The following is a 26,278-nucleotide window of genomic DNA, read 5'->3' as shown; positions in this document are numbered from 1 at the left end:
TTTAATCTTTTTAATGTAGTTTATGACTCAATTCGAAAGACCTGAGCAACAAGGTCTCTATAACCCTAAAAATGAGCATGACGCCTGTGGCTTAGGCTTTGTCGCGAACATCCATGGCACAAAAAGTCACACCATTGTGTCGCAGGGACTTCAAATCTTAACCAACTTAACGCACCGAGGTGCGACTGGTTATGATTCAAAATTGGGCGATGGCGCCGGCATCTTAATTCAAATGCCAGACAGCCTCATTCGAGACGAGGCTAAAAAATTAGCTATTGATTTACCTGCCTCTGGGCAATACGCGTGCGGTCTTATTTTCTTTCCACAATCAACTCAACACCGCAATCAATGTGAAAAGATTATCACTGACATTATCAAAGAAGAAGGCCAAACATTTTTAACTTGGCGTGATGTGCCCACCAATAATTCTAATATCGCAGATGCTGCGAAGGCTTTAGAGCCGAATATTAAACAAGTGATCATTGCTCAAGGCAAGGAAGTCAAAGATCAAAATCATTTTGAACGAAAACTTTTTGTCATTCGTAAACGCATCGAACATAGTATTAAAAAATTAGGGCTCGATGATCCCGCACAGTTTTATATTCCTTCACTTTCAAGTCGCACGATTGTGTATAAAGGCATGCTCCTTGCAAATGAAGTGGATACTTATTACCTAGATTTAAAAGATGAGCGTGTCACATCAGCATTAGCTTTAGTGCATCAGCGTTTCTCAACGAATACATTTCCCGCTTGGGATTTAGCACATCCATTTAGAATGATTGCGCATAATGGTGAAATTAATACGGTGCAAGGTAATATAAATTGGATGCGTGCACGACATGAAAGTATGCAGTCCCAATTATTGGGTGATGACCTAGAAAAGTTATGGCCACTCATTGTTGAAGGCCAGTCTGACTCCGCATGTTTTGATAATTGTTTAGAGTTACTCGTTGCCGGTGGTTATAGTCTTCCGCACGCGATGATGATGTTGATTCCAGAAGCATGGTCCGGTAATCCTATGATGGATGAAAATCGTCGAGCATTCTATGAATATCACGCTGCACTCATGGAGCCATGGGATGGCCCAGCAGCTGTTGCATTTACGGATGGCCGAATGATTGGTGCGACACTTGATCGAAACGGATTACGTCCGGCACGTTATTTAATGACCGACGACGGAGTCGTCATGATGGCATCCGAAATGGGTGTGTTGCAATTTCCTCAAGAAAAAATTATTAAGAAGTGGCGTTTACAACCAGGCAAAATGCTTCTCATCGATATTGAAAAAGGCCGCATCGTCGATGATGAGGAAGTCAAAAAAGAGTTAGCAACGCATAAACCTTATCGTCAGTGGATTGATAGCTCACGTTATTTCTTAGGTGACTTCCCAAAAACAAATAGTAAGACAGAACTTAAAGCTACACTTCTCGATACGCAACAAAGTTTTGGTTACACACAAGAAGATATCAAATTTATTTTGCAACCTATGGTAGCGAACGGTGAAGAGAATTCAGGCTCTATGGGCAATGATGCTGCGCTCCCTGTTCTCTCAAAAAAACCAAAACTCATTTACAACTACTTCAAACAATTATTTGCGCAAGTGACTAATCCGCCGATCGATCCGATCCGTGAAGAGTTAGTGATGTCGCTTGTAACATTCATTGGACCCAAACCGAATTTACTAGCGGTGGAAGAAACAAAACCCACTACCCGCCTTGAAACAAGTCAACCAGTTTTAACGCTCGATGACTTAGAGCAGTTGAAAAATATTTCTAAGCTCACAAAAGATGCCTATAAATCACTCGTACTTGATATTACTTACGATGTGAAAGGCCTTAAAAAAGACGATGCTTATGGCATGAAAAAAGCCATCGATACACTCCGTCAGGCTGCACATAAGGCTGTGAAGGATGGCTATAACATTCTGATCCTATCTGATCGCAATCAATCCAAAGATCGTATTGCGATTCCAGCATTGTTAGCGACTTCGGCGACGCATCAATATCTTGTGCGTGAAGGTTTAAGAACGAATACTGGTTTAGTTGTAGATACTGGTTCTGCCCGTGAAGTACACCACTTTGCACTTTTAGGCGGTTATGGTGCAGAAGCAATTTGTCCGTGGTTGGCTTATGAATCGATGAATGCTATGTCGTCTGATCATGCTCTTGCTCACAAGAACTTTATTAAATCGATTGGCAAAGGCCTCTACAAAGTGATGTCTAAGATGGGTATCTCAACTTACCAATCTTATTGTGGCGCTCAAATTTTTGAAGCAGTGGGACTTAACTCTCAACTCATTAATGCATACTTTAAAGGAACAGCTACGAATATTGAAGGTATTGGCATTGAAGAAGTTGCAGAAGAAAGCATGCGCATTCATCAATCTGCTTTTGGATCTGATCCCGTATTAGCCCATGCATTAGATGCAGGTGGTGAATATGCATTTAGAGTGCGCGGTGAAGATCATATGTGGACACCTGATTCGATTGCCAAATTACAACATGCGACAAGAACTAATCAATACGACACGTATAAAGAATATGCAGCCTTAATTAATGATCAAACAAAACGTCAGATGACTTTGCGCGGATTATTTAAGTTAAAAACGAATGACAAAGCAATTGCATTAAATGAAGTGGAATCTGCAAAAGAAATCGTTAAACGTTTTGTAACTGGTGCGATGTCATTAGGGTCGATTTCAACAGAAGCGCACACCACCTTAGCAATTGCTATGAACCGTATCGGTGGTAAATCAAATACTGGCGAAGGTGGCGAGGACGCAAAACGTTTCTTAACTTTAGACAAAGATAATACGGTGGCAAATGTCATTGGTCTTAACTTAATTGAAAGTGATATTAAACTTAAAAAAGGTGATTCACTGCGCTCACGGATTAAACAAGTAGCGTCAGGTCGTTTTGGTGTGACTGCAGAATATTTAAGTTCAGCCGATCAAATCCAAATCAAAATGGCACAAGGTGCAAAACCTGGTGAAGGCGGACAACTTCCAGGCCATAAGGTGAGTGCTTATATTGCAAAACTTCGATTCTCAGTCCCGGGTGTGGGTCTTATTTCACCACCACCGCATCACGATATTTATTCCATCGAAGATTTAGCACAACTTATTCACGATTTGAAAAATGCAAATCCAAGTGCAAGTATCTCAGTCAAACTGGTATCTGAAACGGGTGTGGGAACTGTGGCTGCAGGTGTTGCAAAAGCAAAATCTGATCACATTGTGATTGCAGGCCATGACGGCGGTACAGGTGCATCACCTATTTCATCGATTAAACATGCAGGGACGCCTTGGGAAATTGGACTCGCTGAAACACAACAAACGTTAGTGCTAAACCGTTTGCGTGGACGTGTCACTGTTCAAGTGGATGGACAAATGAAGACAGGTCGCGATGTAGTGATCGGCGCACTCCTAGGTGCAGATGAGTTTGGTTTTGCTACAGCACCGCTCGTTGTTGAAGGTTGTATTATGATGCGTAAATGTCATTTAAATACATGCCCAGTAGGTGTAGCCACACAAGATCCAGAATTGCGAAAACGTTTTACAGGTCAGCCTGAACATGTGGTGAATTATTTCTTCTTCGTCGCCGAAGAGGTGCGTGAACTGATGGCATCTTTCGGTATCCATAAATTCGATGATTTGATTGGTCGTACTGACTTACTTGATACACAAGCTAGTATTGAGCACTGGAAAATTCAAGGACTTGATTTTAGTAAAATTTTCTATCAGCCGAATATTGAAAAAGAAGTGTCTCGCCGACATAGCGAAGAGCAGTCACACGGTCTTGAACATGCGCTCGATAATGAACTTATTAAATTATCAAAACCCGCATTAGAAAAACGTGAAAAAGTCACTATTAATTTACCGATTCAAAATACAAACCGTACCGTCGGCACCATGTTATCTCATGAAATTGCAAAACGTTATGGGCATGAAGGCTTACCGCAAGACACCATTCAAATTACTTTAAATGGTACTGCTGGACAAAGTTTTTCAGCCTTCTTGGCACAAGGTATTTCTATGGAACTTATTGGCGAAGGCAATGACTATGTAGCTAAAGGTTTATGTGGCGGACGTGTCGTAATTAAACCTCCGAAAGCATTTAAAGTGAAGTCACATGAAAATATTATTGTAGGTAACACAGTCATGTACGGTGCTACGACAGGAGAAAGTTATTTTAGTGGTGTGGCAGGAGAGCGTTTCTGTGTGAGGAATTCAGGGGCATCTGCAGTAGTTGAAGGTGTAGGAAATCATGGTTGCGAATACATGACAGGTGGTACTGTGGTCGTATTAGGTAATACTGGACAAAATTTTGCAGCAGGTATGTCAGGCGGTGTTGCTTATGTATATGATGAAGATGGTTTATTTGTAAAACGTTGCAATCCATCCATGGTGTCATTAGAAAAAGTAGAGACACAACAAGCGCAGGCTCATGTGCCTCAACATTTAAATCAACCCGATGAAGTGATTTTAAAAACGCTCATTGAAAAACATCACAAATACACTGACAGTGAACGTGCGAAATTTATTTTAGATAACTGGGATAAGGAAAGAGCGCAATTTATTAAAGTGATGCCAAACGAATATAAACGTGCGTTGAATGAACTTCATGCGTCACTTACAAAGGAAGCTGCATAATGGGAAAAGTCACCGGCTTCATGGAATTTGATCGCATTAGCGAACAAAATATACCACCACAAGAACGCCTAAAAAATTATAAAGAATTTGTACTTCACCTAAGTGACGATGAAGCGAAAAAACAAGGTGCACGTTGTATGGATTGCGGTATTCCATTTTGCACAACAGGTTGCCCAATTAATAACATCATCCCTGACTGGAATGATTTAATTTATAACCAAAATTGGGAAGAAGCGATAGAGGTTTTACATTCCACAAATAACTTTCCAGAATTTACGGGCCGTCTTTGCCCGGCTCCGTGTGAAGCCGCATGTACACTAAATATTAATGATGATGCCGTTGGTATTAAATCGATTGAACATGCCATTATTGACAAGGCTTGGGAAAATAATTGGGTAAAACCTTTAATTCCAACACATAAAACCAATAAAAAAATTGCTATTGTGGGTTCTGGTCCAGCAGGTATGGCAGCGGCACAGCAACTTGCTCGCGTCGGGCATGCAGTGACTGTGTATGAAAAAAATGATCGTATTGGCGGACTGCTTCGTTACGGTATCCCTGACTTCAAAATGGAAAAAACACACATCGACCGCCGAATGAAACAAATGGAAGCTGAAGGCGTTGTTTTCAAAGTGAACCAAAACATTGGTGAAAATGTGAAGCCTGATGAACTTACAAATAATTATGATGCAGTCATTTTAGCGGGCGGTGCTGAGCATCCACGTGACTTACCCGTTCCTGGACGCGAACTTAATGGCGTCATGTTTGCAATGAATTTCTTACCACAACAAAATAAAGTAGTGGCAGGGGATAAATTGCAAAACCAAATTCTGGCGACAGGTAAACATGTGGTCGTGATTGGCGGTGGTGACACTGGTTCTGATTGCGTGGGCACATCGAATCGTCATCACGCAACATCAGTCACACAGTTTGAATTGATGCCACAGCCTCCAGTCAAAGAAAATAAAGAAATGGTATGGCCAAATTGGCCTTTAAAACTTCGTACATCAAGTTCACATGAAGAAGGTTGTGAGCGCGATTGGTCAGTCACCACAAAAAGTTTTGTAGGTGAAAATGGTAATGTCAAAGAAATCATCGCAGCTCGAGTTGAATGGAAAGACGGCAAGATGACAGAAGTACCTAATTCAGAATTTAAAATGAAAGCAGATCTCGTATTGCTCGCAATGGGATTTGTAAGTCCCCAACAAAAAATGCTAGATCTTTTTGGTGTAGATAAAGATCAGCGCGGTAATGTGAAAGCAACAACCGAAGGTAAGGAGGCTTACATTACATCTAAAGCTAAAGTATTTGCAGCAGGCGATATCCGTCGCGGACAATCTCTCATTGTGTGGGCTATTCGTGAAGGCCGCCAATGTGCTCGCGCTGTAGATGAATTCTTAATGGGAACATCTACTCTTCCACGTTAATTTTTAAAACTTTACTTTTAAAGTTTTAAAAATCATTTATGACTACACTTCAAAACGACACTTTCTTAAAAGCGCTTCATCGACAACCTACAACATACACACCTGTGTGGATGATGCGTCAAGCAGGTCGTTATTTGCCGGAGTATCGAGCCACACGTCAAAAAGCCGGAGACTTTTTAAGCCTTTGTAAAAATCCAAGCTTTGCAACTGAAGTGACATTACAACCACTTGATCGATATCCACTTCTTGATGCATCTATTATATTTTCAGATATTTTGACAGTACCTGATGCGATGGGATTAGGTTTATATTTTGTGGCAGGTGAGGGGCCTAAGTTTGAAAGGCCGTTACGTGAAGAAGCAGATATTTATAAATTAAAAATTCCTGATATTGCTAAAGATTTGAAGTACGTGGTCGATGCTGTGTCGCAAATTAAAAAAGCATTGCAAGGACGCGTACCTTTAATTGGATTCTCTGGAAGTCCATGGACGCTAGCGACTTATATGATAGAAGGTCAAGGTGGGACTGATTTTCTAACTATTAAAAAAATGGCTTATAGCCGTCCTGATTTACTCCATCACATTTTAAAAACAACGACAGAAGCAGTGACGCAATATTTGAACGCGCAAATTGAAGCGGGTGTTGATGCGATTATGATTTTTGATTCATGGGGTGGAGCACTATCTCATCAAGGCTATTTAGAATTTTCATTACCTTATATGAAAGTGATTTTGTCGAGCTTAAAAATGATGAGCGACAAAAAAATTCCATCTATTATGTTTACTAAAGGTGGTGGTCTCTGGTTAGAAGACCAAGTCTCAGCAGGATCAGATGCCTTAGGCTTAGATTGGCAAACCGATATTAAAATAGCAAGAGAAAAAGAGGGCAATCGCTTGGCCATTCAAGGTAATTTAGATCCAGCCATTCTGCTCTCGAAACCCGAAGCTATTGAAAAAGAGGTAAAAAGAATATTAGATGGGTATGGCCATGGCCATGGCCATATATTTAATTTAGGTCACGGTATTACAGAGCACACACCACCTGAACATGTAGATGTCATGCTTACCACTGTGCGTGAATATAGTAAGCAGTTTCACACTCAATAATTAATTTGTATTTTGCTTAAGTCTAGCAATACGATCATCTAGGCTTGGATGAGTTGAAAATAATTCTTTAAGTCCCATCCCTTGTTCGCCTGAAATGCCTAATGCTGCAATTGATTTTGGTAAAGCACTTGATTCGTATTGTGATTTAAGGCGTTGAAGTGCTGCAATCATTTTTTGGTTGCCTGCAAGTTGCCCGCCGCCAATATCAGCTCTATATTCGCGTTGACGAGAAAACCACATGACAACGATGGATGCTAAGACACCTAAAAGCAATTCTGAAATAATCATTGTGATAAAAAATGCAGGACCAGTGCCCTGTCTGGTCTTGAAAACGACTTTATCCACCGTATAACCGATGACACGAGAAAAGAATAATACAAAAGTGTTTACGACACCTTGAATTAAAGTGAGTGTGACCATGTCGCCATTTGCAATATGCGATATTTCATGACCTATGACTGCTTCTGCCTCATCTTTTGTCATCATTTCAAGTAAGCCTGAAGAAACAGCTACAAGAGAGCTATTGCGACTCATGCCAGTGGCAAACGCGTTGACGACGGGTGAATTAAATATGGCAACTTCTGGCATCTGAATGCCAACGGTTTCCGATTGTTTTTTAACCGTATTCATAAGCCAAATTTCATCAGGCGTTTTAGGATTTTCAATCGTCACAGCACCCGACATTTTTTTAGCTGACCATTTTGAAATAGCAAGAGAAATGAAAGCACCGCCAAAGCCCATGACGGCTGCAAAAATTAATAGACTATTTAAATTAAGTCCGTTCGCATTAAGAAAAGGCTCTACACCAAGCAGTCGCATGGTCACTGAAAGTACTAAAACAATTGCAAGATTGGTAACCAGAAAATAAAAGATACGCTTCATCTTAAAAATAAGCTTTCGTTAGTTAGTTTGATCAACAATTGCGTTCACTTGCACTGGCACCTTTTGACCTACACGGTATTTTGTTTCTGTTTCTTCTTCAAACTCATGACCGTTATATGAAAACACAGTGATATACCCTTCTTGAACTCTTTGGTAATTGTCACGTTGTGTGCAACGTTCAGTATTGCGAGCATCCGCCGTTGTATCGTCATTTTGCATACGGTCACCTACAACTGCTCCGACTGCTGCACCTACTGCACCTGCAGCTACTTTTCCACTCCCTTTACCTACACGACTGCCAAGTAAGCCACCAGCGACACCGCCAATAATGGCACCTGCAATACCTTTTTCTTTTGGAGGAGCGGCTTCAGTGGTTGTTTGGCATGAAGAAATAGGACGATTGACTTCGATATAGCGAGGTGTCACTCGTTTAACAGTTGCCATATCAGAAAAATCAGCGGCATAACCTAAAGTGCTCGTAAGAAGTGATAAAACAACCGCGATTTTTTTCATGACATTTCCTTGTGTTATATATGAATAAGATAAATCATTAATACATTAAGTTCAACTCTATAAAAAATTAATCTTCTTCTACAATAATTTTTTCAGAGAGACGAATCATACGTTCAATGGGGGTCACCCATACCAAACCATCGCCTTGTTGGCCTGTATGTGCAACTTCGACAATAATTTGTAAAATACCTTCTACCAGATCATCAGGTGTTAGCATTTGAATGAGAATTTTTGGTGTGTAGTCTGTTAGATCTTGTTTTAAATCATCAGTGATTTTTTTTAAGCCGTGACCACAACCATCAACCTTGGTGACTGTCATGCCAGGGAAATTTTTAAGATTCCTCATTGCTGAGCGAATTTTAGGTAATCGATGAGGGGGAATGATTGCTTTAATTTCTTTCATAGTAGTTGTCCTATCAATTTAAGCTTCAATATTTTTTTCTTCAAATTTTTTATAAAGCGTCGGTAAAACAAGAAGCGTGAGAAGGGTTGAAGTAATAAGACCGCCAATGACAACAATAGCAAGGGGTTTTTGAACTTCAGAGCCAGGGCCCGTAGAGAATAAAAATGGGACGAGCGCAAGAAGAGCAACTGTTGCTGTCATGAGGACAGGCCTTAATCTTTGTTTACAACCTTCTCGAATCGCATCTACTTGAGACATCCCTTCTATGCGTAATTGTTGAATGCATGTGATTAAAACAACGCCATTTAAAACAGCAATACCGCATAAGGCAATAAAACCAACAGACGCAGGGACCGAGAGATATTCGCCTGTAACAGCTAGGCCAAATACTCCGCCAATAGCAGCGAATGGCAGAACAGTAATAATCATAGTGGCATAGCGAATTGAATTAAATAAAATGAACAGTAAGAAAAAGATTGCCAGAATAGTCACGGGCACAATGAGTGCAAGATGATTTAATGCACGCTGCATATTTTCAAATTGCCCGCCATACACAAAATAATATCCATCAGGAAGTTTTAATTTAGACTCTAATTTAGTCTGCAGTTCTGTTACAAAACCACCCAGATCTCTATCTCTAACATTCATAGCCACAACAATTCTTCTTTTCGCATACTCTCTACTGATTTGAGCTGGACCATCTTTAATTTCAATAGAAGCTAAATCTCTTAATGCAATTTTAGATCCGTTAGGAGAGGTAAGAAGTGTATTGCTAATAGTTTCGACATCACTACGATGATCTTCAGGAAACCTTACTGCGGCGCTAAAGCTTCTTTGGCCTTCAAAAACTCGAGTTGCAATCTTTCCACCAATCGCAGTTTCAATCAGATCATTTACGTCAGACGCATTGAATCCATGGCGCGCAAGAGCTTGCCTATCTAGATTGATATTTAGATATCCTTGCCCTGATACTTTTTCAATTTTAATGTCTGCCGCACCTTTAATATGTCCTGCTAATCTTGCCACTTCATCTGCCTTAGCTTTAAGAAGCTTTATATCCTCTCCGAATATTTTAACTGCTACGTCAGCTCTCACACCGGTAGACAGTTCAGCAACTCTTGCAGAGATAGGTTGCATCATGACAATTTGTGCTCCCAATAACGTTTTCAATTTACTTTGGATTTCTTGAGAGATAGTGTCTTGCGTCCAGCCTTTAGGCCATTCACCCTTATCTTTTAAACTTACCACTGCTTGTGATTCATTTTGTGATTGAGGATCTGCAGGACTTTCGCCCCGACCTATATTAGATACAACGCTTAAAACACCTGGGACACTTGTTATTTCTTTGGTCGCTTTTTTCTCCATATCAATGGATTCGTCCAAAGAAATATTGGGCATACGCGTAATGCTGGCCACAAGCGTTCCTTCTTTCATTTCAGGAATAAAAGAAGTACCTAAAAATGGTAATACAATAATAGATAGTACGAAAACACTTGCTGCAATCAAAATGGTTTTGACTTCATTATTCAATGATAGATCAAGCAATTTAAGATAAGGCGCCTTGATCACTTGAATAATTTTAGTATCCTCACCGCTACCCCCTTTTAAAAAATATGAGCACAACACAGGAGTGAGAGTGAAAGAAAGAACGAGTGAAATGAAAAGTGCTATGGCGATTGTGATTGCTAAAGGGCTAAACATTTTTCCTTCCATCCCAGTTAAAGTCATGAGCGGAATAAATACAAGAATAATAATGCCTACACCAAATAGAACTGGCTTACCTACCTCTGTGGCGGATTCCAATACCACACGAAGCTTGCTATTAGATTTGTCATGCCCCAGCCGATGGAACGTATTTTCTACCACCACCACTGAGCCATCCACCATGAGACCGATTGCAATCGTGAGACCCCCGAGCGACATGAGGTTTGCTGAGATACCTAAATAATTCATCGCAATAAATGTGATAAGTGGCGTTAAAAGTAAAGTCATGACCACAATTAAACTTGATCTCACATCACCTAAGAATAAAAATAGAATTGCAATAACGAGGATCACACCCTCAATGAGCACTTTAACCACAGTAAATAATGCAGAATCAACAAGCTTACTTCGATCATAGAACGATTTGATTTGAAGGCCACCAGGAAGCAATTTTTTTTCATTAATTTCATCGACTTTAGTTTTGATACGTGTCACAACTTCTTTCGCATTACCACCCCTAATCATCATGACGATAGCTCCGACTGCTTCGGTGTCACCATTTTTAACTAAAGAACCTACACGCACTTCATGACCTAATTTGACTTCCGCGACATCCTTCATGAAGACAGGTACACCATTGCGCTCCTTTAAAACAATAGAACGAATATCATCTAAATTTTGAATAAGGCCTACACCGCGAATTAGAAACTGTTCATCAAACTGAGGAAGAACCCCTGCACCACTATTGGCATTGTTTTTGGCTAACGCCACATAAACGTCATGTAGTTTTATTCCATAATGATTTAAACGATCAGGATCTACTAGCGCCTGATATTGTTTAATGAAACCACCAAATGAATTAATTTCAGCAACCCCGGGGATACTTCTCAACATAGGTCGCACTACCCAGTCCTGAATAGTCCGTCTCTCTGTAAGCTCTTCTTGAGATATTTCTTTGTTTTCATCACCTGGCTTATCCAGGGTGTATTGAAATATTTCACCTAAGCCTGTAGATACAGGACCTAAGACAGGCACAATGCCATCAGGCATTTTTTCCATCACCTCCATTAATCTTTCCATGACCAGCTGTCTTGCAAAGTAGACGTTTGTATTGTCATTGAAAACTAACGTGATAATCGAAAGTGAATTTTTGTTGAGTGAGCGCATGTCGGTCACGCCTGGCAAGCCGGTCATTGCTATTTCAATAGGAATTGTTATAAATCGTTCGACTTCTTCCGGTGATTTTCCAGGTGCTGGTGTTGCAATTTGCACCTGAATATTTGTGACGTCAGGAAACGCGTCTACAGATAATTTTTTGACACCAAAAAATCCTGCGACAAGCAGCGCAAATGCAAAGACTAAAACTACGAGTCTTTGCTGGAGAGATCCCCTGACAATTTTTTCAATCATAACTATTCAAGCTCTTTTTTCTTGCGTTCACTATTCAGATGAAAAGCGCCATCTGAAATAATGGTTTCACCTTCAGCTAAGCCGCTTAGTATGGTGATGAGATTTCCATCTTTATGCCCTAATTGAACTTCTCGCAATCTATAAGTTTTTGGACTGTTTTGAATAAACACATAATTTCGATCATTTTCTCTTACAATAGCTGCAGTTGGAACAGCAAGCCTTGAAACTTTCTTTGCTTGAATATACATTGAAGTGAGCATATCGGGCTTCAAAGATAAACTTTGATTGTCTATTTCAGTCCGAACCAAAACAGTACGAGTTTCTGGATCAACAATACTTCCCTCAAATATAATTTTTGCTTCAATTTTTCTATTTTCTAGCGCAGGAATTTCAATGGTCACGATTTCATCTTTTTGAATAAAAGAAGCTTGCTGCTCAGGAATGTTAGCAACGGCCCATAGCTTTGAAAGATCAGCTACATGGAATAAATTATCCTGAGGATTAACAATTTGACCTAAATTAATTGCGCGAGAGATAATAATGCCATCAGATCGACTAATCACGTCACCATATGAATTGATTTGACCTGAAGATTCTAATTTTTCTAGCGTCTTTTCATTCATACCCAACACCATAAGCTGATCGCGACTCGCCCTATAATCTGCTTTAACTGCATCAAGCTCATTTTCAATGCGTAGCATTTCAGCTTTACTAATTACATCTGCTTCGAATAGAAGTTTAGCTCGCTCAACTGCTTTGGTTTTTAGTCCAATGAGCTGCGTTGATTTAATAAGGGTCAGTTGTGTTTGAGTCAGTTCGATACTGTTTACTTTTGCAAGCACCTGGCCTTTTTTTACAACATCGCCAAGGCTGACATAAAGATCGCTCACTCTTCCTGTTATAGGGGAGCCAATTTTTACAAGCTTTCGATTTTGTGTTTCAAGGCGACCCGGAATCATTAGTGTTTCCCCGACATCTTGATACTTGACTACTTCATTTTTAGTTTGTTTTTGGATTTCTGGAGTAATCATAATCTCTAAGGGATCTAATTTTTTTTGCTCACTCACGTTCTCTGATTTCGAACAAGCCGAAAGCAATAATGTACTCACGAAAATTAAAAATAATTGGCTAACAAGTTTTTTCATTTAAATTTTATTCTCCAGGATATCCATACCTAATAGTTGTTCAATTTCTAAAATAGCTACAATGTAATCATATTTTGATGCTAGATAGTCTTTGCGAACTAAACGAAAAGTTCTTTGTGCATCTAAGTATTCGAGAATACCTCGCTCCCCATAGCGATAAGCTGCCTCAGCTACTTTTAAGACTGATTCTGCTTGACTCAGAAGGCCTGACTCAAAAGTTTTAACCTGCTGTTGAGCAATGAGGTAGCGCTGAAAAGCAGACTCAATGTCTCGCTTTAGAGCCAATTCCTGGTCTGTATATTGCGCTTGTAGTTCTCTATATCCAGCCGCCGCCTCGCCTATTTGTCCTTGTCTTTGATTCCAAATAGGAATGGGGATGCTTACGCCAAAACGATAGCTTGTAATATCAGGATCTTGATCAACGCCAGCATTAAGCGTTAATCCTGGATTGATAAGTTTCTCTTCTAATCGCAATCGATTTTCTGCAATATCTGCTGAGGCTTTGATTTGTTTTAATTTTGGACTTTTAGTAATTTCATTTTTTAATAAATCAGCGTTAAGATTAATATCACTCGGAGGAAGTGAGCCTACTAAACTAAATGAATCAGTAAGTGATTTACTGACCAAGCCTCTGAGATAAAATTTACTCTCAGAAATTCGTAATAACGCGGCATCCGCATCTCTTTGTGCTGCAACCAATTCTGTATCTGCTTTAATTAATTCATATCTCGGTGCTTCGCCAACCTCGACTCGGAGAGCAACCTTTTCGCGGATATTTTTTAATGCATCACGATCACCCTCGGCAATTTTTAAGACAGCTTCGTTTTGAAGTACATCATAGAAAGCCTTTTTAATTTGTAACGACAAATTAATCATTGTGGCCTCGGTGACAGATGAAGCGTAATTGACTCTGGATTCGGCAACCGCTTTTTTTGCGCCACGAACGTTTGGAAACTCAAGAGGTTGGGATATATTTACCCCATAATTTCTTCGTTGATTAGCACTGTAATTCGGCGTTCTAAAACGAGAGGGCCCTGTGCCGAGCTCAATTTCTGGATTAAGATAAGATTCAGCAGTCACAACACTTGATCTGGCTGCGTCCTCTTTAGCTTTAAGAACATCTAAAATAGGATTTTCCCTTTTTGCAATATCTATTAAGTCCTGCAAAGTAAAGTTGGGTGATGCAATTGCTGAAATGCTTAGACTTAAATTAATTAAAGCAATATATAGGATTTTTTTTAGATTTTTCAACATGTTACAAAAAATTATACTAGGAATAATTGATTTTAACACTGATTCTCGAGGTTTTTAATCCCTAAAAAATTAAGGCTTTTAACAACGAATCAGAATTAAATTTTGAGCTTAAAACAGGCATAAAAAAATTGCCTTTTTTATCTTGTCGATTTAATAACCCAAGATCATTATTAAAGTTTAGCCAAGTAATTACCCCTTTTTTTGAATTAAATAGGCTTGAATCTAGTCTATTTGTCACAACCCATGCTAAGATTTTGTCTATATGAAGCACTTAACAAGCTTTTTTTAAAAAGATTTTCACATTTGAATTTTCCTCGTTTTTTTCTTACCTTTTCTTTATTAGGAGCCCTTATTCCAGCTCACGCGCTTGAATCAATATGGTATTCAGACAAGGATTTAAAAGAAGGAAATATTCAACTTATCCCAGATGGTTATATCGATTCATCAGGAGGTGACCCATGCAGTCAGAAGGCTTATGACAAACCTTTATCTTTGGTTGAAGTCACCGAAGCGGCACTTTGTCATAACCCTCAAACAAGAGAAGTTTATGCAAACGCTAAAGTTCAAGCAGCACAAGTTGGCGTAGCGCGATCACTCTTCTTTCCATCAGTGACAGATACATTATCCGCAACAGAAAATAAAAATAGGACAACGAACTATTCAAATGCTACAAACAGAATTGTTGCATCTTATCTTTTGTATGATTTCGGCAGTCGCGATGCTAATTTTGAAAATGCTAATCAGCTTTTAAAAGCAGCAAGCGCTACTCAAAATGCAATAGTCCAAACTGTTCTATTAGCTTCAGTGAATGCGTTTTATCAAGTCCATGCAAGTCGAGCAATTCTCAATGCCTCGATTGAGACTGAGCGCCTTTCCCAAGAAAGTTTTAAATCAGCCGAGGCTAAGTATATTGCAGGTGTTGCCACCCCTGCAGATAAGCTTCAAGCGCAAACCTCATTTGCTAATGCCACACTGACTAAACTTAGAAACGAAGGCACATTGAAAGTGGCTTATGGAAATCTTGCTAATGTCATGGGAGCGCCTGCAAATATTAATTTTCAAATTGCTGACAGCAAGCTTGATGATATTCCTGAATTAATAGATCAAGATATTGATGCTTTAATTGAGCAGGCAAGACTTCAAAGGCCTGACTTAATGGCTAGTGAAGCACAACTAAAAGCTTCATTAGCTAAAATTGAGTCCGTCAAAGCAGATGCTAAACCTAAAGTTAGGATTGACGCTTCCAATCAATATGATGAAAATTTATTAGGACAAACCTCTCAAAATACTTCGCAACTCGGCATTTTTTTAAGTATTCCTCTTTTTGAAGGATATAAACCTACTTATCTTATTCGTTCAGCTGAAGCCACTGCAGAACTGAATGCTTCAAAAAGAGACCAGCTAAAACTTCAGGTATCCCTTGATGTTTGGACGGCTTATCAAAATTTAAAGACAGCAAATGAATCGATTACTGCGTCTAATGTCTTACTTTTAAGCGCTGAAGAATCTTCGCGCGTAGCATTAGGACGTTACAAAGAAGGCGTTGGAAATATTATTGATACGCTCAATGCACAAAGCGCTTTAGCCAATGCAAAACAACAAAAAATACAATCGGTTTTAAATTGGAATATTGCAAGAACAACTCTTGCTCAATCGATAGGCGTCCTTGATAATGCAATGATTCAAAAATTGCCCGAAAAGAAAAGACAGTAAAACATATGAAAAAATTAGCCACCCATTTAATTAATATTGCTTTAATTTTAGCTTTTCTATTTGGTGCTTATTATGTGTATCAACTCTCGAATAAAAAGAAACCTGAAGATTTATATCGACTCCAGCCAGTCACGATGGGCGATATTGAACAAAATGTGACAGCCAATGGTACGATCAATCCTGTGTCGCTTGTGAATGTGGGCACCCAAGTTTCAGGTCGTGTTAAAAAAATCTACGCAGACTATAACGATCAGGTAAAAAAAGGCCAAATCCTTTTAGAGCTTGAAGATGAATTATTTAAAGCACAAATTGCACAATCTCAAGGTAATGTAAAAAATAATGAAGCTTCACTCGAATTAGCCAAAGCGAATGAAGCAAGAATGCGAAACTTATTACAACAAGAATATGTATCTAAACAAGAGCTCGATCAAGCGATTCAAGCTCTAAAATCTGCCGAAGCACAATTAAGTACGACCAAAGCACAACTCAAACGTGATCAAACGAATTATGGCTATTCCATTATTAAGTCACCTGTTGCAGGTGTTGTTGTGGACCGTGTGGTGGATGTCGGTCAAACGGTGGCAGCAAGCTTACAAACACCGACTTTATTTAAAATTGCGCAAGACTTATCCAAGATGCAAATCGATACAAGTTATGCGGAAGCAGATATTGGCCGTATTCGAGTCGGCCAAACAGCTAAATTTAATGTAGATGCATTTCCTAATCAAAATTTTGAAGGTATGGTTAAACAAATTAGACTCAATCCAACAAATACAGCGAATGTTGTGACTTATGACGTCGTGATTTCAGTGGACAATCCAGATCAACTTTTATTACCAGGCATGACAGCGTACGTGAATATTAATTTTGCAAAACATGACAATGTTTTATTGGTACCTAACGCGGCTTTACGTTATCGACCTAAAAATGAAGAAATGAAATTAGCCATGAAGAAAGATAAAAAATCAGATGACAATAAAGCTAAAACAAAGAACGACGGTTTAGGTTCTGGCAAAGTTTATGTCTTAAGAAATAACAAGCCTGAAATGATTAGGGTTAAAACAAGCATTACGAATGGCAAATATACTGAGATAGTGACTTCAGATATTAAGCCTAATGAATTTGTGATTACGGCTGACATGTCAACAGATCAAAAACCGGGCGGTTCAAATGCACAAGGCCCTAGTCGTCCGCCACGAGTCTTTTAATCTATGACAAAAAAAGTCATTGAGATTCAGGGTCTTTATAAAGATTACGATACTGCTGCAGGCGTTTTTCCTGTTCTCAAAGATGTGAATCTTGCGATTGATGATGGCGAATATGTTGCAATCATGGGCCCTTCAGGCTCAGGTAAATCAACTTTCATGAACATCTTAGGTTGCCTAGATCGGCCTACCAAAGGGGAATACATGCTCGATGGACATTCTGTTAAATCTTTAAGTAGTAATGAGCTAGCAAAACTTCGTAACAAAACCATTGGGTTTGTTTTTCAGGGATTTAATTTACTTGCGCGATCAACATTAGTTGAAAATGTATCATTGCCATTAGTTTATGCTGAAGATCAAAAAGAATTAAGAACAAAGATAGCTAAAAATATTTTAGAAAGAATGGGGCTAGGCAATTATTTTGATTCCAAGCCGAGTCAAATTTCAGGGGGACAGCAGCAGCGAGTCGCTATTGCAAGAGCTCTTGTTAATCAACCGCGCATTATTTTGGCTGATGAACCTACAGGTAATTTAGACAGTAAAACGAGCGATGAAATTATGAAAATATTTGATGAGCTTAATCAAATTGGAAACACCATTATTATTGTTACTCATGAAAACGATATTGCTGATCACGCGAGCCGACAAGTGCGTTTCTTAGATGGAAAAATTGTAGAAGATCACCGCAATAAAAAAGAAAAGGTAGAGGCTTAAATGTTTTTTCCCATGTTGAGCGAAGCTTGGCATGCCATGGGTGCAAATCGTCTTCGCACATTCTTAACTATGTTAGGTATGGTGATTGGTGTAGGCGCTGTGGTATTGATGATGGCCATCGGGGAAGGCGCTCAACAATCTATTAAACGTTCTATTGATTCGATGGGTAGTAATCTATTCGTGATTTTGTCGGGCTCTTCAAGCGCCTCAGGCTCAAGAAGTGGGTCAGGCAATTCTTCAGCGCTCAATATAAATGATGCGAATGCGGTTGGGGACTTGGAAGATATTGCAGCCATTGCGCCGATAAGTACTGGCAATGCACAGATCATTTTTTCAGGTAACAATTGGAATACATCGATTATTGGCACTTCCCCTACCTATTTTTCTATTCGCGGATGGAATGTCGATAGCGGAGAATTATTTTCAGATGCTGATATTCGCTCTGCAAATCGTGTGGCACTCATTGGAAAAACAGTTGCTGAAAATTTATTTGGTGATGATATAGATCCTATTGGTAAAACGATTCGTATTAAAAAAAGCCCATTTATGATTTTGGGTGTATTAGAAAGTAAAGGACAAAGCTTCGATGGCCGAGATCAGGACGATACTATTATTGTCCCCATCACAACAGCGCAGAGAAAATTATTTGGTAATCAAATTCCAGGAAGTGTTCGTATGATCATGGCGCAGGCCAAATCAGAAAAATATATGGGGGTTGCTGAAGATGCGATTAACGATTTGATTCGTCAGCGACATAATATCCGTGAAAATGCAGAAAGTGATTTTTCAGTGAGAAATTTAACGGCTATGGCCAAAACTGCAAGTGAAACTGCAAAAACGATGTCGATGTTATTGGGAGCCATTGCTTCTATCTCGCTTCTTGTAGGTGGCATCGGTATTATGAATATCATGTTGGTGTCCGTCACTGAGCGCACTCGTGAAATCGGCATTCGTATGGCGATAGGCGCGCGTGAAAAAGATATTCTGCTTCAGTTTCTTTTAGAGGCGTGTGTGATTTCTATTGTAGGTTGCGTGATTGGAATTGCGCTTGGATTGGGCGGTGCACTTATTGTAAAAAAAATGGTGGGCGCTGAAATTTTAATTTCAATGCGATCCATCGTATTAGCTTTTTCAGTGGCCGCGAGTGTGGGTGTCTTCTTTGGTTATTATCCAGCAACTAAGGCCGCCAAGCTTCATCCAATTGAAGCTTTAAGATATCAATAAATTTATTTAAACGTCATGCGCTTTAAAGTGCCATCTTTATTCACAAATGTATGTTTAAGAACACCAAGCACGTGAAGGGCAAAAAGAGCGAGTAGTAATATACCAATATTTTCATGTATCACTTTAAAGAAGTCTCTCACACTTTCATTGCCAAAGCCTTCTGCTAAAGGGATACCAAACCATTTAATGCCGTATTTACTAGAGAGTGCCATTACTACACCTGATACAGGCAATAACACCATAATGAGATATAAAGCATGGTGGGTAGCATTCGCTAATTTCTTTTCCCAAGCTTTCATGGTTTTAATAAGCGCTGGTGCTGGATGTGTAATTCTCCAAAAAATTCTAAATACAATAAGAGCTAAGATCGTAATACCAATTGATTTATGTAAATTAAAGTAAAAAGAACGCGGTGAAGTTTCTTCAGATAATTGCCATGTATAAATGCCTAAATCAAATAAATCAAAACTCATAGCTTTAGGAGCTTCTTTCGGTAAGCCCTCCATATACCAGCCTAATAAAAACATAAAGATAATGCCAAAACCAATGAGCCAATGAAGGACGATCGCGGTCTTTGTATATTTTGTGGATGCTGCTGCCATAATAAATTCCTTAATATTAGTAAACTATAAGTTCTATTCTAACTTAATGAGATATTTTAATGCTAACCATGATTGATAACAATATGTGACATAGATCAATATAAAAAAAGCAGCCTTGATGGCTGCTTTTTTAAATGCTCATAAATCTTATTTACGTTTTTTTGTGTTTGTTACATTATCAAGCGCAAAGATCGTGACCGGATTCTGCATTAAAATAATAAGGCCGCCTGTAATCGCTGTGTACTGAAGTGCTTGTTGAAGCGGAATCAGGAACACCGGAGAGGGCAGTAATGTAGCGGTATAAAAATAAGACAATGCATTGATAAATGTATAAACCGTTAATATAAGTGCAAACAGTCTTGTCTTAAAACCCACAAAGAGAGCAAAGCCACCAAAAAGTTGCACAATGACGGAGATCGGAGCAAAAATACCTGGAAGACCATGACTCATCAATCCATTTTGGTAGGCAATATAACCATCAGGTGTGTTCATAATGCCGTTAAGTGATATAAGAATGGATACAAGAAAAATTTGTGCAATAAATACACGTCCAATAGCAGGTAAAAATTTATTCATATAATCCTTAAAATTAGATATAAAGAAAACACATCATGCCTCTAACAGCATTAAGATGCAAGCATTTCACTTATGAAAAATAATCTGAAAGTTGAGATCGTAAAGTGGATAGATAGCCATGCGCAACTCAAGAATATTCGCGAGAAAGTATTTATTCAAGAACAAAAAGTGACGCCTGAATTAGAGTGGGATGGCATGGATGAAAAGGCAATACACTTTTTAGTTTTTAAAGATGAGGAAGCTATTGGGTGTGCGAGGGCTATTGTAATTAAAAGTCAAATGCAATTAGGACGCATGGCAGTATTAAAAAAATATCGAGGTCAAGGTGTTGGGAGCACTTTAATAGAAAATGCGATTGTGACTGCAAAACTTAAACAACTCTCTAGTATTCATATCAGTGCTCAATGTAACGCCATCAATTTTTATGTGAAGTTTGGATTTGAAGTTACGGGCGACACATATTTGGATGCTGAAATACTGCACCGCGATATGACATTAGAGTTTTAAAAGTATTTTCCTGATGATGGCAGGAATGGCTGCACCCTCAAGAGTATTTATTGAGAGCCACGTGTGAGGAGATTTAGCGCGCTGTGATTTAGCTTCCAATATACTGTAAGTAATATCGAGCTTGTAATGCGTGAATGTCGTTGAAGCTTTAAGATCCTTTTCTATCAAGCTCGTTTCTAATCCGAAATGTTTTTTAATCCAAGCTTTAGATGTCGCAGCTTGATCTTCATACTGAGGTAGCGACCATAGCCCACCCCATATACCTCCCTGAGGTCTCTTAATAAGTAAAACTTCGTCATGATGTTTAACAATGACCATGTGTGTTGTTTCATTTGGAATTTTTTTATGAGGTCGAGAAGCTGGTACCAGATGCACTTTATTCTTCTGAAATGCAAGGCATGTTTTTTTTAATGGGCAAGTTTCACACAAAGTTTTTTTGCTGCATACGGTAGCGCCTAAATCCATCAGTGCTTGCGTATAAGTTGCAATGTTTTTATCTGGAAGAAGCGACTCAGCATAACCCCATAATTTTTTTTCTGTTTTAGGTAATCCTGTCCATTCTCTAACTAAAAAATAGCGGCTCAAGACACGTTTGACATTACCATCGAGAATTGCTTTTTTTTGATTGAACGAAAATGCTGAAATGGCACCTGCGGTAGAGCGTCCAATGCCAGGTATTTTCATCATCATATCGAATTGAGAAGGAAAGACACCTTCCATCTCTTCCATAATCATTTGAGCACCTTCGTGTAAAAAACGCGCACGGCGGTAATATCCTAAACCACTCCATAATTGCATGACTTCTTCTTCATCGGCATCTGCCAATGCCTTAATGGTCGGGAATTTTTTCATGAATCGATGATAATAATCAATGACAATTGCAACTTGAGTTTGTTGCAACATGATTTCTGATACCCAAACATTGTAAGGGTTTTTTGATTCCTGCCAGGGTAAATGGTGCCGACCTGACTTGGCATGCCAAGTAATTAAGAGGTCAGCAAATGATTTCATGAAACGAGTTGATGGAGCCAGTGGCTGAAATTATGCAGTCCTTCTAGCCCTAAAAGATAGAGACCTATAAAAAATGCAGCAAAATAAAGAATGGTAAAAAGAATCCAAAAGAATGCAATCAAAATAAAAAATCCATCTTTATGGAGTTGACCTAATGCACAAAATAAAATGGCAAGGCCTGGGAAGAAATTATTTAATGGGAGTATGCCAAAAGGAACGGCCATGAGGACACCTGAGAGAATGAGAATAGAAGCTTCAATTTTGACACCTAAAGAACCTCGAATTAACAAAGCTAAACGTGGCCTAGTAAATTTTTCAGTCCACTGAATAATTTTAATGGCAGCATTTGTAATGCGTCGCCAATTATCAGCACTTAAAACAATCCCGTTTATTTTCTGAGGCAAATGCGGGACGGTATACCCTTTTAAAATTTGCCAGCCAAATGCTGCGAAAGTAACCCCTCCTAATACACTGATAGGACCCACTGGAAATGGCTGCATAAACGGGAGTGCTAATAAAAAACTAATGAGTGAAAATCCAAAATGATTGAGTGCTGACAAACCTTCTTCGATGGTGACAGGTTGACGTGCCGCTTTTTTAGCTATGCCATGGATTTTTTGAATAAGTGCTCGATGGTTAGACATGATCATCCACTAAAATAAATAAAAACAAGAATGCCTAAGATGATGCGATACCAGGCAAAAGAAATAAAGGTATGTGTTGCTACAAAACGAATAAAAAGTTTAATGACAGCATAAGCGCTTAGAAATGCAGTGACAAAACCTATCGCAAAAATAGGTAAATCTTGCATGGTTAAATCTTGGAAATTTTTGAGTAAATCAAAAAGGGATGCTGCCGTAATGATGGGGATCGCAAGATAAAAAGAAAATTCAGTGGCTGTTTGACGATTTAATCCTGTGAGCATACCACCCATGATTGTTGCAGCTGCTCTGGAAACCCCAGGAATTAATGATAAACATTGCGCACAACCAATTTTAAATGCCTGCATCCTGTTGATATCGTTTGTACTTTTTGTATTTACTTTTAATGGACGTTTTTCAATGGCTATCATCACAATGCCACCTAAAATGAGCGCGAGTGAGACATAAAGCGGTGAAAATAAATAAGCTTTAATCGGTTTATGAAATAAAAGACCTAAGATTGCTGCAGGCAAAAATGCAATGAAGAGACGTAAGACAAAGTCTTGAGAAGTTTTATCATGAAGGGCCCCACTTGCGACTTTAAAAAGTATTCTGCGATACTCAACCACAATTGCAAGAATGGCACCTAATTGAATGAAGATTTCAAAAACATTGGCGGAAGTTTGTTTAAAATTTAAAAGCTCACCCGCAATAATCAAATGCCCTGTAGAGCTCACAGGTAAAAATTCAGTAGCTCCTTCAATAAGCCCTAGAATCAAACTTGAAAAATAAAGTGAGAGATCCATTTAAGTTTTTTGGTAGATCTCAACGCCCTTTTTAATAAACTCAATTGATTTTTCTTCCATACCTTTTTTCAATGCTTCATCTTCTTTCATGCCTTTAGATGCAGCATAGTCTCTGACGTCTTGTGTGATTTTCATGGAACAGAAATGCGGACCACACATGGAGCAAAAGTGTGCTTGTTTAGCGCCTTCTTGCGGCAAGGTTTCATCGTGAAATTCTTTTGCTTTTTCTGGATCTAAACCTAAATTAAATTGATCATCCCAACGGAACTCGAAACGTGCTTTCGATAAAGCATTGTCACGGATTTGTGCGCCTGGATGACCTTTAGCAAGATCGGCCGCATGCGCTGCAATTTTATAAGTGATGATGCCTACTCTTACATCTTCTTTATCAGGCAAACCTAGATGCTCTTTAGGTGTCACGTAACATAACATTGCACACCCATACCAACCAATCATCGCGGCACCAATACCAGATGTGATGTGATCATAACCTGGAGCAATGTCGGTGGTCAGTGGGCCTAATGTATAAAAAGGAGCTTCGCCGCAATGTTCAAGCTGAAGATCCATGTTTTCTTTAATGAGGTGCATCGGCACATGTCCTGGGCCTTCAATCATGCATTGCACATCATGTTTCCATGCAATTTGTGTGAGCTCACCTAAAGTTTTAAGTTCTGCAAACTGAGCTTCATCATTCGCGTCATAAATCGAGCCAGGTCTTAAGCCGTCACCTAAGCTAAAGCTGACATCATAAGCTTTCATGATTTCGCAAATGTCTTCGAAGTGTGTGTAGAGGAAGGATTCTTCGTGATGTGCTAAACACCATTTAGCCATAATTGACCCACCGCGACTGACAATACCAGTCATACGTTTTGCCGTCATCGGTATATAACTCAATCTCACACCCGCATGAATCGTAAAATAATCGACACCTTGTTCTGCTTGTTCGATGAGCGTGTCTTTAAAAATTTCCCAAGTAAGATCTTCAGCTTTACCATCCACTTTTTCGAGTGCCTGATAAATAGGTACGGTTCCAATTGGTACAGGACTATTACGAATAATCCACTCACGTGTTTCGTGAATGTTTTTTCCTGTTGATAAATCCATCACAGTATCCGCACCCCAACGGGTACCCCACACCATTTTTTCAACTTCTTCACTGATACTAGAACCTAGTGCCGAATTACCTATGTTGGCATTAATTTTCACTAAAAAGTTACGACCAATAATCATGGGCTCTGTTTCAGGATGATTAATGTTGGCAGGAATGATGGCTCGACCGCGAGCTACTTCATCCCTGACAAATTCAGGTGTGATAAGTTGAGGAATATCAGCGCCAAAATCATGACCTGGATGTTGTGTTTGTAACAAAGCAGACATTTCTTCACGCCTTTGATTTTCTCTAATGGCAATGTATTCCATTTCGGGCGTGACAATCCCTTGTCTAGCGTAATGCATTTGCGACACATTTTTACCTGTTTTTGCACGTCGTGGCTGTCTTAATAAATTGAAACGCATTTTGGCAAGATCAGGATTTGTTTTACGTTCATGTCCGAAGATAGATGTAGGACCGTCTAAAAATTCGGTGTCATTTCTTTCATTGATCCACTGAGACCGTAATGAGGGAAGTCCGTTACGAATATCAATTTGATAATCAGGATCGGTATAAGGGCCTGAAGTGTCATAGACCATGACTGGCGGATTTTTTTCAGCACCAAAAGATGAAGGTGTATCGGATAAAGATATTTCTCTAAAAGGAACTTTTAAATCAGGACGCGAACCCGTGATATAGACTTTTTTAGATTTTGCAAAAGATTTGAGCGCTTCAGGATCGAGAGACGCTGTTTCATTTAAAAATTGATCAATATTTTTTTTTAATTCTTTATCGGTGGCGTTCATGAATTACTCCTTAAATTTTTTGTCATACCGTAAGGAGTCTTTTAGAGGACTGCATTCCCTACGGCGGTATTACCCGCATCAGGTTCAAAGGGTTTTTCTCACCACCTTATAAAGGTGGACCCCTAGCACCTCATAAAATTACGCGAAACCCCCATGAAATGCAAGTTAGATTTATATTTAATCTATATCAAAATGATGAACTTTTCTTTGGTTATAATGGGCACATGACAATGAACCCTATTGAACAGCATCGTTTTAATATGATTGAGCAGCAAATTCGCACTTGGGAAGTTTTAGATCCCGAAGTGCTTAATTTACTTCATCAAGTGCCGCGTGAAAAATTTGTACCGACGGAATATCAGGGAGTAGCTTTCGCGGATACTGAAATTCCTTTGTATGATCATGTGTGCATGTTGTCGCCTAAATTAGAAGCAAGACTCATTCAATCTTTGTCACTTCAAAAAAAAGACCATGTCTTGGTGGTGGGTTCTGGAAGTGGTTATCTCACAGCGCTCACGGCAAGTTTAGTTAAAAACGTAGTATCAGTGGACATCAATCCTTATTTCACAAAACTTGCTAAACAAAACTGTCAAAAAATAAAACTTAACAATATTACATTTGTGACAGGTGATGGTTCATTGGGCTGGCTAAAAAATCAACCCTATGATGCTATTTTATTTGCGGGTTCTTTACCTCTTCTGCCAGAAAGTATTCGAAATCAATTGAATGTGAATGGCAGACTCTTAGCCATTTTGGGCGAAGCACCCTCGATGCAAGCGACCTTAATTACAAGATCGAGCAATCAAGATTTTGAAGAAGAAGTTTTATTTGAAACAGTTGTGCCTTCTTTATACATTAAACATGAAAATACATTTGTGTTTTAATTTC

Annotated in this window: 21 protein-coding genes and 1 riboswitch; of the genes, 9 read left to right on the top strand and 12 right to left on the bottom strand. The window is 39.1% G+C overall.

The annotated features are described in order from the left end of the window. Positions 1-22 precede the first annotated feature (22 nt). Genes FIT63_RS06615 through hemE form a run of 3 tightly spaced genes read left to right on the top strand, consistent with a single transcriptional unit; the run spans position 23 to position 7,184 of the window. The gene (locus FIT63_RS06615; RefSeq protein WP_140007099.1) at positions 23-4,651 is read left to right on the top strand and encodes a glutamate synthase-related protein; all 4,629 of its coding nucleotides are present in this window, start codon (positions 23-25) and stop codon (positions 4,649-4,651) included. Then, a complete protein-coding gene (locus FIT63_RS06610) occupies positions 4,651-6,078 on the top strand; it encodes a glutamate synthase subunit beta (protein WP_140007098.1) in 1,428 nt (475 codons plus the stop codon). The genes FIT63_RS06615 and FIT63_RS06610 overlap by 1 nt, the downstream gene beginning before the upstream one ends. A gap of 38 nt (positions 6,079-6,116) precedes the next feature. Continuing rightward, the gene (gene hemE, locus FIT63_RS06605) at positions 6,117-7,184 is read left to right on the top strand and encodes a uroporphyrinogen decarboxylase (protein WP_140007097.1); all 1,068 of its coding nucleotides are present in this window, start codon (positions 6,117-6,119) and stop codon (positions 7,182-7,184) included. Here the strand turns inward: hemE and htpX are convergent, their stop codons facing one another. From htpX to FIT63_RS06575, 6 genes are all read right to left on the bottom strand, one after another. Beyond that, a complete protein-coding gene (htpX, locus tag FIT63_RS06600) occupies positions 7,185-8,066 on the bottom strand; it encodes a protease HtpX (protein ID WP_140007096.1) in 882 nt (293 codons plus the stop codon). An 18-nt stretch (positions 8,067-8,084) separates the two neighbouring features. After that, positions 8,085-8,579: a glycine zipper 2TM domain-containing protein gene (locus tag FIT63_RS06595; RefSeq protein WP_140007095.1), complete on the bottom strand. Its 495-nt coding sequence runs from the start codon at positions 8,577-8,579 to the stop codon at positions 8,085-8,087. A gap of 67 nt (positions 8,580-8,646) precedes the next feature. Further along, positions 8,647-8,982, bottom strand: a complete 336-nt coding sequence (locus tag FIT63_RS06590; protein ID WP_140007094.1) for a P-II family nitrogen regulator — start codon at positions 8,980-8,982, stop codon at positions 8,647-8,649. An 18-nt stretch (positions 8,983-9,000) separates the two neighbouring features. Continuing rightward, entirely contained in the window at positions 9,001-12,096 is a 3,096-nt protein-coding gene (locus FIT63_RS06585; protein WP_140007093.1) for an efflux RND transporter permease subunit, read from the bottom strand. Between the two features lie 2 nt (positions 12,097-12,098). Next, on the bottom strand, positions 12,099-13,241 hold the full coding sequence (locus FIT63_RS06580; RefSeq protein WP_140007092.1) for an efflux RND transporter periplasmic adaptor subunit: 1,143 nt from the start codon (positions 13,239-13,241) through the stop codon (positions 12,099-12,101). Then, positions 13,242-14,495, bottom strand: a complete 1,254-nt coding sequence (locus FIT63_RS06575) for a TolC family protein (protein ID WP_140007091.1) — start codon at positions 14,493-14,495, stop codon at positions 13,242-13,244. A gap of 303 nt (positions 14,496-14,798) precedes the next feature. Between FIT63_RS06575 and FIT63_RS06570 the strand changes: the two genes are divergently transcribed. Genes FIT63_RS06570 through FIT63_RS06555 form a run of 4 tightly spaced genes read left to right on the top strand, consistent with a single transcriptional unit; the run spans position 14,799 to position 19,351 of the window. Beyond that, entirely contained in the window at positions 14,799-16,208 is a 1,410-nt protein-coding gene (locus tag FIT63_RS06570) for a TolC family protein (RefSeq protein WP_223259910.1), read from the top strand. 5 nt (positions 16,209-16,213) lie between these two features. Next, entirely contained in the window at positions 16,214-17,416 is a 1,203-nt protein-coding gene (locus FIT63_RS06565; RefSeq protein ID WP_140007090.1) for an efflux RND transporter periplasmic adaptor subunit, read from the top strand. Between the two features lie 3 nt (positions 17,417-17,419). Next, complete coding sequence (locus tag FIT63_RS06560) at positions 17,420-18,127, top strand: ABC transporter ATP-binding protein (protein WP_140007089.1); 708 nt, start codon at positions 17,420-17,422, stop codon at positions 18,125-18,127. Next, positions 18,128-19,351: an ABC transporter permease gene (locus tag FIT63_RS06555; RefSeq protein WP_140007088.1), complete on the top strand. Its 1,224-nt coding sequence runs from the start codon at positions 18,128-18,130 to the stop codon at positions 19,349-19,351. A gap of 2 nt (positions 19,352-19,353) precedes the next feature. Here FIT63_RS06555 and FIT63_RS06550 read toward each other — a convergent pair whose 3' ends face one another. Together FIT63_RS06550 and FIT63_RS06545 are read right to left on the bottom strand one after the other, a co-directional pair. Beyond that, a complete protein-coding gene (locus FIT63_RS06550; protein ID WP_139874934.1) occupies positions 19,354-19,953 on the bottom strand; it encodes a cytochrome b in 600 nt (199 codons plus the stop codon). A gap of 147 nt (positions 19,954-20,100) precedes the next feature. Continuing rightward, positions 20,101-20,529: a DoxX family protein gene (locus FIT63_RS06545; protein WP_139874933.1), complete on the bottom strand. Its 429-nt coding sequence runs from the start codon at positions 20,527-20,529 to the stop codon at positions 20,101-20,103. Between the two features lie 72 nt (positions 20,530-20,601). On the opposite strand from FIT63_RS06545, the gene FIT63_RS06540 reads away from it, so the two are divergent. Continuing rightward, a complete protein-coding gene (locus FIT63_RS06540; RefSeq protein WP_139874932.1) occupies positions 20,602-21,036 on the top strand; it encodes a GNAT family N-acetyltransferase in 435 nt (144 codons plus the stop codon). On the opposite strand, the gene mutY is transcribed toward FIT63_RS06540, so the two are convergent. The 4 genes from mutY to thiC are packed head-to-tail and all read right to left on the bottom strand — an operon-like array spanning position 21,025 to position 25,390. After that, the gene (gene mutY, locus FIT63_RS06535) at positions 21,025-22,047 is read right to left on the bottom strand and encodes an A/G-specific adenine glycosylase (RefSeq protein ID WP_140007087.1); all 1,023 of its coding nucleotides are present in this window, start codon (positions 22,045-22,047) and stop codon (positions 21,025-21,027) included. The two genes, FIT63_RS06540 and mutY, sit on opposite strands and share 12 nt — an antisense overlap. Further along, the gene (locus tag FIT63_RS06530) at positions 22,044-22,691 is read right to left on the bottom strand and encodes an exopolysaccharide biosynthesis protein (RefSeq protein WP_189342299.1); all 648 of its coding nucleotides are present in this window, start codon (positions 22,689-22,691) and stop codon (positions 22,044-22,046) included. Before FIT63_RS06530 ends, mutY begins: the two co-directional genes overlap by 4 nt. 2 nt (positions 22,692-22,693) lie before the next feature. Further along, entirely contained in the window at positions 22,694-23,494 is an 801-nt protein-coding gene (locus FIT63_RS06525; protein ID WP_140007085.1) for an undecaprenyl-diphosphate phosphatase, read from the bottom strand. Continuing rightward, positions 23,495-25,390, bottom strand: a complete 1,896-nt coding sequence (gene thiC / locus FIT63_RS06520; RefSeq protein ID WP_140007084.1) for a phosphomethylpyrimidine synthase ThiC — start codon at positions 25,388-25,390, stop codon at positions 23,495-23,497. A 37-nt stretch (positions 25,391-25,427) separates the two neighbouring features. Further along, positions 25,428-25,524: riboswitch (TPP riboswitch) on the bottom strand. A gap of 96 nt (positions 25,525-25,620) precedes the next feature. Here thiC and FIT63_RS06515 point away from each other — a divergent pair. Beyond that, positions 25,621-26,274 carry a protein-L-isoaspartate O-methyltransferase family protein gene (locus FIT63_RS06515; RefSeq protein WP_140007178.1) on the top strand — a complete coding sequence of 218 codons (654 nt, stop codon included), beginning with the start codon at positions 25,621-25,623 and terminating at the stop codon, positions 26,272-26,274. The last annotated feature ends 4 nt before the right edge of the window (positions 26,275-26,278 follow it).

Source organism: Candidatus Methylopumilus planktonicus (genome assembly GCF_006364715.1).
In the GTDB taxonomy this organism is placed as follows: Bacteria; Pseudomonadota; Gammaproteobacteria; order Burkholderiales; family Methylophilaceae; genus Methylopumilus; species Methylopumilus planktonicus_A.
Note: the sequence above shows the minus strand (reverse complement) of the source record. Positions and strands in the feature narration are given on the sequence as shown.